The sequence below is a fragment of the Candidatus Obscuribacterales bacterium genome (assembly GCA_036703605.1).
Classification (GTDB): Bacteria; Cyanobacteriota; Cyanobacteriia; order RECH01; family RECH01; genus RECH01.
Genome location: DATNRH010000778.1, coordinates 1 through 12,481, shown reverse-complemented (window position 1 = coordinate 12,481; position 12,481 = coordinate 1). Strand labels below are relative to the sequence as shown.

Below are 12,481 nucleotides of genomic sequence, written 5' to 3'. Positions count from 1 at the left end.
GCGCAAGCCCAGCGAGGATGGTTCGACGTCCTTGACGACTGGCTGAAGCGCGATAGATTTGTCTTCATCGGATGGTCTGGTTTGCTGCTATTCCCCTGCGCCTACATGGCGGTGGGCGGCTGGCTAACCGGCACCACCTTTGTGACCTCTTGGTACACCCACGGGTTGGCAAGCTCCTACCTAGAAGGGTGCAACTTTTTGACCGTGGCAGTATCCACCCCAGCCGACAGCATGGGACACTCCATCCTGTTTTTGTGGGGTCCAGAAGCCCAAGGCGACTTCGTTCGCTGGTGCCAAATCGGCGGCTTGTGGAGCTTTGTGGCATTGCATGGAGCCTTTGGCTTGATTGGGTTCATGCTGCGCCAGTTTGAGATTTCCCGCCTAGTGGGCATCCGTCCCTACAACGCGATCGCCTTCAGTGGACCGATTGCGGTGTTTGTGTCGGTATTTTTGATGTACCCGTTGGGACAGTCGAGCTGGTTCTTTGCCCCGAGCTTCGGCGTAGCGGCGATCTTCCGGTTCCTGCTATTCCTGCAAGGGTTCCATAACTGGACGCTGAACCCGTTCCACATGATGGGCGTGGCTGGCATTTTGGGTGGAGCATTGCTCTGTGCGATTCACGGTGCGACGGTGGAGAATACGCTGTTTGAAGATGGCGACAAAGCCAACACCTTCCGCGCATTCAACCCGACCCAAGCGGAAGAGACCTACTCGATGGTGACAGCGAACCGATTCTGGTCACAGATTTTCGGTATTGCCTTTTCCAACAAGCGCTGGCTGCACTTCTTCATGCTGTTTGTGCCAGTGACGGGTCTGTGGATGAGCTCAGTTGGCATCATCGGTCTAGGCTTGAACCTACGGGCCTATGACTTCACGTCGCAGGAGATTCGTGCGGCGGAAGACCCAGAATTTGAAACGTTCTACACGAAGAACATTCTGCTGAACGAGGGCATCCGAGCATGGATGGCACCTCAGGATCAGCCCCACGAGAAGTTTGTGTTCCCTGAAGAAGTGCTACCTCGCGGTAACGCACTCTAAGGTTTCGCTCACTCTCAACTCTATCTAGACTGATGGAATTGAACTGCCTCTAGGTTTTCCTAGGGGCAGTTTTTTGTGGCTATTCACAGCCCGAGATCGATGCTCTGGGCAGCGGATTTAGAGGAGCGATCGCTCCCTAGACGGGTTGGCAAATTTTTGGCTGAGTTGAGCGTGAAACCCAGTGTCAGCTTAGATTCCGTTGGATGACGCTGACGCTAACCCAAGCTAGGAGAGAATCAGGGTTGCAGGAGTTTTGTTTGTCAATCAGCCTCCTAGGCGTTGATCCTTGGAGAATTTGTATCCTATGAATCCAAAACCTAAGACAAATGTGTTAGTTTACAGTCATAGAGCTACGGCTCTTCAAAACTTAGGTGTTTTGACATGAACTCATTAGTAATCCAGGAGGTGATGCCCATGACAGATAGTAGTAAATCCATGGGTCTCCAGGTTGATGGAAGCTGGCTGCGCGCCGGGGCTGTTCTCTAAGGTTGTATCTCGATTCTTTCGGATGCAATGCACTTGAGAAGTCTGGGTAAACCTATGGGTTCCTCCCGGCAGTCAAGTTTCAACCTGTTGACCCGCTAGACCGCTCTCACCCTTGATACCCTTGGGCATCACGCTCCGTTTGGTATTCCTGGTGAGAGCGGATAGTTTTTTTAGGGCGTTATCTCAAACCAAGTTAAAGGGACTCAGATGCTCGGCGAGTTGGGCAGCCAGGGCCTGTTTTAAGTCTTTTGCACTGTTAAATAGCAGGCGATCGCCGCTAGGCACGTCAAACGGAAATTGTCCGCTCACGTCCGATCGCTCTTGCTGTAGCAGCAAAACCTGTTCTCGACGCTTGCAGTGCAGCGCATAGCCCACCTCGACACAAACCGTGGGACTCGGCAGCATCCTGGGCGGCGTTCCATCCAGTTGCAAGATAGGCGTACCGTCGGCAATAAACAGCAAGCTTTGACGAATTTTCCGCATCAGTTTACTGCTCAGCCGCACGGGGCCATCCATGGAGCGATGGGATTCCTCTAAGGTCAACGGCAGGCGCGATCGCCGATTAAACGCCTCCAGCCATTGCTGCAAGGCTTCGCGAATCAGGTCGCTAGAGGGCGAATAGTCGGTTTGGTAGCAGAAAAAGAGCGTGGGTTCTAGATGAGCCATGGTGTCACGCTTGGTGAAATAAATCTCATGGCTAATCAAATCAATATTGGAAATGGCATAGCCGCCACTGCCTTCGATATAGAACTCCACCAGCTCACCTTCGAGGTAGCGCCGAAACCAGACGGAGTCTTTGACGCGATCGCTATCGTCTAAAAAATCGGCACGCAGGGCCGACTTAAGCAAACTATTTTTGCTGAGCCGTAAATCGTGGGGACGTTGCTCTAGCTGATGGATCGGCTCATATTCAGAGATGTACCATGCCTTTAGCGCAATGATTGCCATGGGAAAAGTCCTGTCTTTGCGGGGTAGGAGGTGGTGTATCCATGACTCTATAGCGCTGAACGCGACGCAGGCGATCGCTTGCGGCAGTTCAACGAAAGAGGTTGCCGATGCCTAGGGTGGGTCAACTGTGTCGGATCTGAAGACGGGTTCCGACGGTGGGATGCAATGCTTTAGTTTGATTATCGTAGATCAGAAATCGCAGATTAGAACAGGCGATCGCATATCTAGGTCATGAAGCGATAGTTGGGGAGCGATCGCTCTGAAAAAAACAACGCCCCAGGAGAGCAATACCAGGAGCATTCAATGATAGCTAACTTTTAATAATAGAAGGCGGAACTAGAATAGAACGATACGATGAAGTTTGAATACAACAACGACACCCAGGGGTTAAACAACTGAGAGATTTCCTAATTTACTCTGAGATTTTGTGGAGTGCATTTAGGCGCTTAAACTAACCCCTAAACAACGTAGCTAAATGCTTAACTCCCTAGTTTAAACTTAGGAAATATCAGTGTTTTGTCTGGATGCCGTTGCGTTTGAGCGAGACAGATTTTCGTGAAACAGCTCTTTTACCTCTTTTCTAAGTGAACATCAACGTGGCTGTGAAATCTGCCAGGGAAGCCTTATTGGCTTCAACTTAAGAATAGCATTCCTACTAAGAGAGTCTAGTGTTTTTCAACAAAGTTTACCTGGTGTGACCAGGGACTCTTACAGGTATTAAGAATAGTTTGAAAGGCTCTATAGGCTTAACGTTCATTGACGAACACAGCATTAATGCCAGGTGACTGAAACCATGGCTAAACCCTTACCGCACCCCCCTTTGCTAGAGCCCTGGTTGACGGACAAATCTTTTTGCCTAGGCTAGGTTGATCAGCGTTAAGCCCAGCACCAGCTTAGATTCTGTTGGGTTACGCTGACGCTAGCCCAACCTAGGAGAGAATCAAGATCGCAGGAGTTTTGTCCGGCAATCAGGTTGGACCTCCCGTTGGACTAGGCAAAAAAACTGCCCGCCTAGACAATGCTGGCGGGCGAGTGCTGCTCAAACAAGATGAAATTTAGAATCACTCAACCTAACTTGCTAAGTATTCTCGCATTTGTCCCTTGCATTTGCGTAACTTTGTTAACGCTTCTCGCTCAATCTGCCGTACGCGTTCGCGGCTGATGTTGAGGCGATCGCCAATTTTAGCTAGGGTGAGAGTCTGGCCATCTTCCAGACCAAAGCGTAATGACAACACCAACTGTTGCTGCGGATTGAGGTTGGTCATCAGTTCCGATAGCTGACCGCGCAGGGCTGAGTTCACAGCAAAGTCTTCGGGAGAGGGGCCCGTATCTTCTAGCAGGTCGCCCAGTTCGGTGTCTTGGTTATCGCCTACCCGTAGATCCAACGACAGCGGTACCCGCGACTTTTCTAGATAGTCGCGAACTTGCTTGGGCGTGAGTTCAAGTTCCTCAGCCAGTTCTCCCACGGTAGCGGCCCGTCCATAGCGTTGGGTGAGCTGGCGCTGAGCTTTCTTCAGCTTGTTTAGCTTCTCGGTGATGTGAATCGGTAGACGGATCGTGCGTCCCTTTTCAGCGATCGCTCGGGTAATCGCCTGACGAATCCACCAGTAGGCATAGGTTGAGAAGCGATAGCCCTTGGTGGGGTCAAATTTCTCGACGCCCCGCTGCATCCCAATGGTGCCTTCTTGAATGAGGTCGAGCAAATCGACATTGCGCTTGATATATTTCTTGGCGACAGACACAACCAGACGCAGATTGGCTTCCACCATCTTGCGTTTGGCCAGGTCTCCTCGGGCGATCGCCCCTTCTAGCTCGGTAACCGATAGCTCAGAGGCGGCAGCCCACTCGTCCAGAGAAGGCTCTCGTCCCAGTTGCTCAGTGAGGTCATGGTTCACCTTTTCTAAGGCAATCAGGCGCTGTACCTGCTTACCCAAGACAATTTCCTCTTCGTGGGTGAGTAGAGGGATGCGTCCAATTTCCTTGAGGTAGTTGCGAACTGAGTCTGTGGATGCTTTTGCAGTTCTCATGATGATCAAACAAGTAGGGCGATAGAACGGTGGCAGAACGAAACTGTAAACTCGAACCGTAGGCAGCATCCTAGCTAGAGACGTTGCCTGATCGGATTGAGAATGGCGCTAGGGGAACGTATGAGCCGGCCGAGGTATCGTAGAGCGCGGCACGTGCCAACAGCGCAAGGGTGAATGGTTTGAACCCGCTAGATAGGTTGGTGTAACGCTGAGCTGTGAGCAGGATGCAAACTCGATGCTGGGTAGACAACCTTAAATGTGGAACAGCGGGCAGGGCTTATGTGAATGAACCAATGAAGTGCTGAAAAATCCCTAACCTGAAGCTTGTGAGTGAACTATCACGGCTCCAATATTAAATAATGTAACATTTATGAAAGCTTGATGTACACCCCCCCAAGGGAGTAATTTAAGGAAGTTTCAACAATCGATTTATAGACACCGTAGCGATCTCAGAGGGTTTGAATTGCAGTCTAGAGAACAAAACCCATCGAAGTTCTTTAGACTGAGAATTGGAGTTTGACTCATTTCCTTAATGTTCTTTAAGTTTGTTAAGAGATCGTGATCAGCGTTGTTCCTGACCGTTGAGAGAGTGTGCAGGAGTTTGCAGGGGCGATCGCTCTTGGACGGGGCTAGCTCGGTTAAGCTGTATAAGCGAGTAACGGTGATCAATCATTCCTATTGGCATTCAGAGAATTCATGACTACAACCACACACGTTAAGCACGACGTTAAAGACTTGTCCTTGGCAGATCAGGGCAAACAGCGGATTGACTGGGCCGGCCGCGAAATGCCGGTGTTGAGCCAGATTCAAGATCGCTTTGCCCAAGAAACGCCGCTAGCAGGCATTCGTTTGGTGGCTTGCTGCCATGTCACCACTGAGACCGCTCATCTAGCGATCGCCCTCAAAGCAGCGGGAGCTGATGCGCTTCTGATTGCCAGCAACCCTCTTTCAACCCAAGATGACGTAGCGGCGAGCTTGGTTGTGCATCACGGCATTTCGGTCTATGCCCAGCGCGGAGAAGATAACGCCACCTATCACCGCCATGTGCAAATTGCCCTCGATCACAAGCCGAACATTATTATTGATGACGGTAGCGATGTGGTGGCAACCTTGGTTCAAGAGCGTCAGCACCAACTGGCAGACTTGATTGGTACCACGGAAGAAACGACCACCGGCATTGTGCGTCTCCGGGCCATGTTCAACGACGGGGTGCTCACCTTCCCGGCGATGAATGTGAATGATGCCGATACCAAGCATTTCTTCGACAACCGCTACGGTACCGGTCAGTCCACTCTAGATGGCATCATCCGCGCTACCAATGTGCTGCTAGCTGGTAAGACTATTGTAGTTGCTGGCTATGGCTGGTGTGGCAAGGGTACGGCGCTGCGGGCCCGGGGCATGGGTGCCAATGTGATCGTTACAGAAATAGATCCCGTACGGGCGATCGAGGCCACCATGGATGGTTTCCGCGTCATGCCCATGGCGTTGGCTGCTTCCCAGGGCGATATCTTTATTACCGTCACGGGTAATAAGCATGTCATTCGGGCGGAGCATTTCGAAGTGATGAAAGACGGAGCGATGGTTTGCAACTCCGGTCACTTTGATATTGAGCTAGACCTAAAATCTCTGCGGGACATGGCGTCTGAGGTGAAGCAGGTTCGTAACTTCACGGAAGAATATCGTCTGAAAACCGGTAAATCAGTGGTGGTGCTGGGCGAAGGTCGCTTGGTGAACCTAGCGGCGGCGGAAGGTCACCCCAGTGCGGTGATGGATATGAGCTTTGCTAACCAAGCTCTGGCCTGCGAATACCTGGTGAAGAATCGCGGCGTTCTAGAGCCCGGTCTGCACTCGATTCCCACAGAGCTGGATCAGGAGATTGCTCGTCTGAAGCTGCAAGCGATGGGCATTGCCTTGGATACTCTAACGCCAGAGCAAGTTGAATACACCAACTCCTGGACGATGGGTACCTGATACCGCTGGTTTAGGCTAGCTTGATCAGATACTTTCCCCATCGGTCTACGGGGCAGATGGGGGCAAGATCAACCAGGTTGTGCGGGTAGCGTTATAGCCGCGTCCCGACCTAGGTACAACTGAATCAATCAAGACGCGATCGCTCTCTCGGGGGCGATCGCGTTTGCTGTAGACCCATATTCCTTTACCTAGCGACAGGGGCAAAAATTTGGCCCATACTGGACTGAGCACGTTTAGATACAGGGATGCTCCCTGAACAAAGGAACCGGTATGGCCAGACTGTCGGCAGAGTTGAATCGATTTTTCTTTGATGAAGCGCGTCCTGAACAGGTGACGCTGGTCAGCATTCTGGATATTGCAGGCGAACGGATTTTTGGATTTTTGTTTGTGCTGTTGTCGTTGCCGTCCGCCTTGCCGGTGCCTGCTCCGGGTTACTCGGTGCCGTTTGGTGTGGTTATTCTCATTCTGGCGCTGCAGTTGGTGGCTGGCCGGCAGCGCCCTTGGCTCCCCGATCGCGTTCTCAAGCAAACTATTGCCCTCAAAACCGTTCAGGGGGTTCTCAAGGCAGGATTACCCTGGCTGCAAAAAATTGAGGCGGTATCTCGCCCGCGCTACACCTATATTTGCACCAGTCTGCCGGGGCGGGTGGTCATTGGCGGAGCGATCGCCCTGATGGCCATTTCAATGATGATTCCCATTCCGCTGACCAATACCCTGCCGGCCATGGGGATTTTTGTGACGGGTTTTGGCTTGCTGGATGACGATGGAGCCATTAGTCTAGGCGGTCTTGTGCTCTGTGCCATGGGCTTAATGTTGACCAGTTCGATCTTGATTTTTGGCTACGCAGCGGTGCGGGGAGCTATTGATTTCATCAAGTATTGGATAACTGGCGGGGCTGCTGCTGGCTCATAGGGCGATCGCGGGCCGGCGGGTGTCCCAAGCACCGCTAGCTTCTAGTTGGCTGGCAAGGGCAAGCAACGTGGCTTCATCGGCGGGGCGGCCCATCAACTGCACACCGATGGGTAGCCCTGCGGCATTGTGAAGGGCTGGGAGGGCGATCGCTGGTAGACCGGTGGCATTGGCGATTGGGCAGGGGGCCACCCATTGAATCACCTGCTCCATCACAGTTGCGGGTGGCAGATCTGCCCAATCGCCCAGGGCAATGGGTGGAGCCATGAGGGTGGGCATGAGAATCGCGTCGAAATCTGCGAGTTGGGCAACTAACTGTCGGGCGGCAATCTGCATAGCCCACACCGCGTTTTGGTAGTCGCCGCTGGAGTCGGGTTGCTTGAACAGCCACTGGTTCACTGGTTCCAAGGCTTCCACGGGAATACGGGTGGCCTTCACGCCGCCGCGCCAGACGACCTGGAAGGGGTCTACGAGGGCAGCGCAATCCAGATCAAGGGGTTCTAACTGGTGCCCGAGGGATTCTAGGGCTTGGGCTATATGCTGTACGGCGGCGCTGCAATCGGGATGGGGTTTGCCAATGGGGGCGATCGCATTCACAACGGCAATGCGTTGAGGCGTAGAGGGAGCAGTGATCTGTCGGAAGGGTACAGGAGGATCGGGCAACCAGTAAGGATCGCCCACCACATACCCGGCCATGACATCCAGCAGCGCGGCCACATCGGCCACGGTGTGTCCGAGGGGGCCGCTGGTGGCCAAACCGCTGAGGCAATCCCCTAGGGGAGCCATGGATATGCGACCCCGTGACGGTTTCAGCCCGACTAAACCACAGCAAGAGGCCGGGCCGCGGATGGAGCCGCCACCGTCGGAGCCTTGGGCGATGCTGGTGAGTCCGGCGGCTACGGCCGCTGCTGATCCGCCACTGCTGCCTCCGGGAGTATGGTTGAGATGCCAAGGATTGCGGGCGGGGGGAAAGCCATGGGGTTCCGTGAAGGGCATGGAACCTAGCTCGGAGGTGGCGGTTTTGCCGAGAATGGTGAAGCCGGCTTGCCTGAGACGGGTGACTACACCGTCGTCGTAGGGAGCAATCTGGTTTTTCAGAGCGGGGTTGCCGCAGGTGAAGGGCACGCCCTGAACGGCATTCAAATCTTTGATGGCGATCGCCACGCCAAAAAAAGCAGGCAGGTCAGCGACATCAGTGTGCATGAGCTGCTCAGTTTTGGCGATCGCCTCCTGCTGAGCTTGGTCGGCGATGACGGTGAAATAGCTGCCGAGATCGGGATTGAGTCGGTCAATGCGGTCGAGATAGACCTGAACCAACTCCTGAGGCGATAGGGTGCGATCGCGAATGAGTTGGGCTTGTTCCACGGCGGAGAGGAATGCCAGATCGGTCGAGTTCATGGGTGCTGGGGTGAACGGTCTTGGATTTCACCATAGCAGGCGATCGCCCTCACTAGCCTGCCCTGTGGACGCTCGCCATCGTTGTCTGAGAGAGCTGGACAGGGATGCTATTGATTGCTAGGCACAAAGACGGTGAGACCATCTGGTATACATTCAAAGGTGAGGGGGGTTTGACCAATAATTTCGCCGTCTAGCACGACCTTTTGAGGCGGATGGGTGGTCACCTTCAATTGCTTGGCCCGCAGATGAACCACCTTGGGATGATTGCTGGGAATTTTGATCAAGGCCGATCCCAGCATGTTCACCATGGCAGCGATCGCCTGGATCTTGGTCTCCGCTGTGGCAATGGTCACGTCCAGCAGGCCATCGTCACAGATCACTTCTCCCACGCCCTGGGCTAAGACAGAAGTTGGTGGAGCCGCATTGGCAACGGTAATGGCTCCGGCCTCAAACTGATGGGTTTTTCCATCAATTTCTAGCTCGGCATCAAAGAGTTCTTGCTCATCCAACTGCTGCCAGCCCGCCGCCAGGTAGGCCAAAGCACCCCAACGCTTCTTGGCTTCCCGATCTGCCCGGTCAATCGCTTCGGCTTCATAGCCAATGCCAGCCAAGAGGATCATGGGATGACCATTACAGCGGGCCCCATCCAGCGATCGCGTGTGTCCTGCCAGAATTACCTCACAGGATCCGCGAATAGAATTCATAGTCGTGGGAATCCCTAGCGCCGAAGCAAAGGCATTGGCCGTACCTCGGGGGATGATGCCAAGGGGAATATCAGTACCCATGACGACGCCAGATACAGCTGAGACCGTGCCATCACCGCCAGAGGCAATAATTAAGTCTGCCGATTGAGCGATCGCTTTCTCTGCTAGAACCTTGCCGTCAATCTCCGCTGTGGTGGTGTGAACGGTTAGGTGAAAGCCTGCCCCCAGCAGTTCGCGAATCAGAGCGAGATCGGCTTCACTATCCCCCGTACCCGAGACGGGATTATAAATCAGGTGGGCATGGAGCGTTTGCTTTAGGCTGAGAGCGATCGCCTCCGCCGTCGCTAGATTGGTGGCTAGGGGAACGTTGTGGACGTTGCAGATGCGTAGCAGGGCCTGGATGTCCGGTTCATGGGGCTGGGCATAGAGAGGATCAATGAGGAAAATGACCGCAACCACATCTTTGGTGGCCACCTGGGCTGCAATTTGTGCATCCCCGCCCAAGGGCCCCGACAGCATCTGCTCAACCTTTAGATGGGTGCCTTCTTGAATGCGTTGTCCGGTGGTGCCGGTAGCAATTAGGTTGTACCGGGCAAAGCAAGTGCGATGGGTGCGCACAAAGTTGACCATGTCATCTTTTTTATGGTCATGGGCAATCAACGCAATCTTGCTGGTCATAGAAACACCTGAACAATAGATAGGAATGGCATGAGTTGAGAAGGCGAGACCTAGATTACCGTCGCTCTACCCGAAAGACCCAAATGAGTCGAATGGCCAGCAGCACCAAGATGGAATAGCTCACCATGGCAACGAGTAGGTTGGTATCAAAAATATTAGCGCCTCCTCCAAAGGTTGGCGGACTAAAAAGTCCATCAAACGGTGCAGCAAAGGGGCCTGAGAGGTTGTAAATAAATCGGGCAAACAGGTTGTCACGATTGGCTCCTGAGAATTGCAGGAGAAAACGCAGCGCCAGCAAAAGTTCTAAGGCACCGCCTAAATAATAGATACCGCGCACAATCCGAGTGGTCACCAAGTCTTGATGAACCGTATCCCAGCGATGTTGGACGGTTTGCAGCCGCTGACGTTCGCTAGGTAGCGGCGTGTTTTGGGGATGGGAGGTGCGATCGTCATGGGGTGGACGTGGGGGTTGTTGATCATTCATGGTTTATGGCTAGAAAGGGCATTGAGGATCGCGATGGCGGAGGGATAGGGGTGGGTCCTCACGGTTAGAGCCATGTCTTAATCTTGCAACCCTGCCCACGCGCCAATCTGTGACCCTAACCCTCCTAGGGTAAAGGTTGAACTGTTGCTTAGGGGCGGTGAGTCAAATCTCTTCATGGCGTTGAGGGCTATGAGGGCGATCGCAATGGATTAAGGTATGGCAGGGGTCGGGTTGGGCAATCAGTCTGTTGGGGGTTGCATTGCACCCTGGTAGATTCCTGGAGATAATGGGTACCCTAGAAAAAATGTAAGTCACTATTCTGGTGGCAAGTCATACTAGATTCTAGGTTATGAGTCCCATAACCAGGCTTAACGCGGGTTCGATGACGTTACGGTTTGGGCTTGTCGCACCCAGGGCCCGCAAGCAGTTCAGGACGAACGGATAGGCTACCGTTGAAGCTGAGACAGAATTGTTCGGGCTGAGCCTGCCGAAACCTAGCTAGATGCCCACTGTCTAGACCATGCCAATAACCTGACGGTTCAAAGATGCTTCAGCCATACTTCAGTGAGGTATCTACCGTCTTCATTAAGACTCGTTTTACGGGCGCAGGATCATCTCCGTTGAACTCACGTAGATTTAGGTTGGAATGGAGAAAACTCGGTAATATTGGGTTACGTCGCTTGGCCACGATTACGATCCCGTCTCCAGAATGCTTGGCGAAACTTGAAGGAGTCTCACAATGCTTGTCTGCTCTCAGTGCCAGTTTGAAAACCCTGACAATCACAAGTTTTGTCAAAAGTGTGGTGCTCCGCTGGATGGCTTGGCGCTGGATCTGGAAAAATCTACGGCCGACGTTGCTCTATCAGATGTTTCTCCAGCTTTAGAGCAGTGGCTAGCAGTTTTGTGTTTGACAGCGCCTCCCAAGCCCTTGGTGATGACCCAAAGCTCCGTGACGCAGCCAATGCCGGCGGCGGTGGGGCGAGAGGTAGGTGAATACCTAGACCCAGGCGATCGCTATCAGCTATTAGAGCCACTCCCTGATCTATCCGCAGCGGTGGCGTCTACCCTAGAAATTAACGTGCGGGTGATTGATCGCCGTGCCAATCAGCCCTCCTACCTAGAGCAGTTAGATCAATCGATTGCTGGCTTGCCCGTGGGCATGTCTGAGTCTATTGCCAGCCCATCTGAGCGTGAGGTTTCCTTAGGTCTCAACAGTGGCTGTGTGCCCCCAGATATTAGCCAAGTTCCCAAAACGGCGGGGGCCTATCTAGACTTGCAAGATGAGCTGTATCCAGCTATGCCGCAGCTGCATGATGCCTGGGTGCAAGACTATGCAGAACGATCGATGAGTGTGGTGGTCTTAGAAGACCGTTCAACCTTTCCCACCTTGCTTCACTGCATGAAGAATGAAGACGTTGCGCCGTTTCAGGTGCTGACGTGGCTATATGACATGACCAAGCTGTGGGAAGTTTTAGAAGCGTGTGGTTATAGTGCCAGTGTGCTAGAGCCTAATAACCTACATATTGATGAGGGTCAGGTATTGTGTCTGCAACGACTACATGCTGACTATCCAGGCCATGCTCCGAGTCTAAAAGACCTAGGCTCGCTGTGGCAGAACCTTTTTCAACAGTCTCAGCGCACACAACTGGGTGCATTGTCTAAACTCTGTGCTGACTTAGAGCTGGGTGATCTCGAAACGTTGCTGGAACTCCAAGAACGCCTAGAGGCGATCGCCCAAGAGTTGCAGGAACCGCTCTTTGGCCTTGACGTTCCGCTGACGGTTGATCGTCCTGCCCAGATATCCGCTGACCAACCTCCCTCCGAACCTCCTATGACAG

Annotated in this window: 10 protein-coding genes; 4 read left to right on the top strand and 6 right to left on the bottom strand. The window is 53.2% G+C overall.

Annotated elements, in window-relative coordinates; genetic code table 11:
- Positions 1–1,038 (top strand): photosystem II D2 protein (photosystem q(a) protein) (gene psbD / locus V6D20_16125; protein HEY9817308.1); only part of this gene is annotated, 1,038 nt, incomplete at its 5' end.
- A 669-nt stretch (positions 1,039–1,707) separates the two neighbouring features.
- Here psbD and V6D20_16120 read toward each other — a convergent pair.
- Together V6D20_16120 and V6D20_16115 are read right to left on the bottom strand one after the other, a co-directional pair.
- The gene (locus V6D20_16120; GenBank protein HEY9817307.1) at positions 1,708–2,472 is read right to left on the bottom strand and encodes a hypothetical protein; all 765 of its coding nucleotides are present in this window, start codon (positions 2,470–2,472) and stop codon (positions 1,708–1,710) included.
- A gap of 1,070 nt (positions 2,473–3,542) precedes the next feature.
- Complete coding sequence (locus tag V6D20_16115) at positions 3,543–4,499, bottom strand: RNA polymerase sigma factor, RpoD/SigA family (GenBank protein HEY9817306.1); 957 nt, start codon at positions 4,497–4,499, stop codon at positions 3,543–3,545.
- 696 nt (positions 4,500–5,195) lie between these two features.
- Between V6D20_16115 and ahcY the strand changes: the two genes are divergently transcribed.
- Entirely contained in the window at positions 5,196–6,470 is a 1,275-nt protein-coding gene (gene ahcY, locus V6D20_16110) for an adenosylhomocysteinase (GenBank protein ID HEY9817305.1), read from the top strand.
- 45 nt (positions 6,471–6,515) lie between these two features.
- On the opposite strand, the gene V6D20_16105 is transcribed toward ahcY, so the two are convergent.
- A complete protein-coding gene (locus V6D20_16105; protein HEY9817304.1) occupies positions 6,516–6,701 on the bottom strand; it encodes a hypothetical protein in 186 nt (61 codons plus the stop codon).
- A gap of 39 nt (positions 6,702–6,740) precedes the next feature.
- Here V6D20_16105 and V6D20_16100 point away from each other — a divergent pair, with 39 nt between their 5' ends.
- On the top strand, positions 6,741–7,382 hold the full coding sequence (locus V6D20_16100) for an exopolysaccharide biosynthesis protein (protein HEY9817303.1): 642 nt from the start codon (positions 6,741–6,743) through the stop codon (positions 7,380–7,382).
- Here V6D20_16100 and V6D20_16095 read toward each other — a convergent pair.
- The 3 genes from V6D20_16095 to V6D20_16085 form a co-directional block, all read right to left on the bottom strand.
- Complete coding sequence (locus V6D20_16095; protein HEY9817302.1) at positions 7,377–8,777, bottom strand: amidase; 1,401 nt, start codon at positions 8,775–8,777, stop codon at positions 7,377–7,379. The two genes, V6D20_16100 and V6D20_16095, sit on opposite strands and share 6 nt — an antisense overlap.
- Positions 8,778–8,884: 107 nt before the next feature.
- A complete protein-coding gene (gene mgsA / locus V6D20_16090) occupies positions 8,885–10,159 on the bottom strand; it encodes a methylglyoxal synthase (protein ID HEY9817301.1) in 1,275 nt (424 codons plus the stop codon).
- Positions 10,160–10,214: 55 nt separating this feature from the next.
- A complete protein-coding gene (locus tag V6D20_16085; GenBank protein HEY9817300.1) occupies positions 10,215–10,643 on the bottom strand; it encodes a YggT family protein in 429 nt (142 codons plus the stop codon).
- A gap of 739 nt (positions 10,644–11,382) precedes the next feature.
- Here V6D20_16085 and V6D20_16080 point away from each other — a divergent pair.
- The coding region (locus tag V6D20_16080; protein ID HEY9817299.1) for a zinc-ribbon domain-containing protein at positions 11,383–12,481 on the top strand (1,099 nt) is incomplete at its 3' end.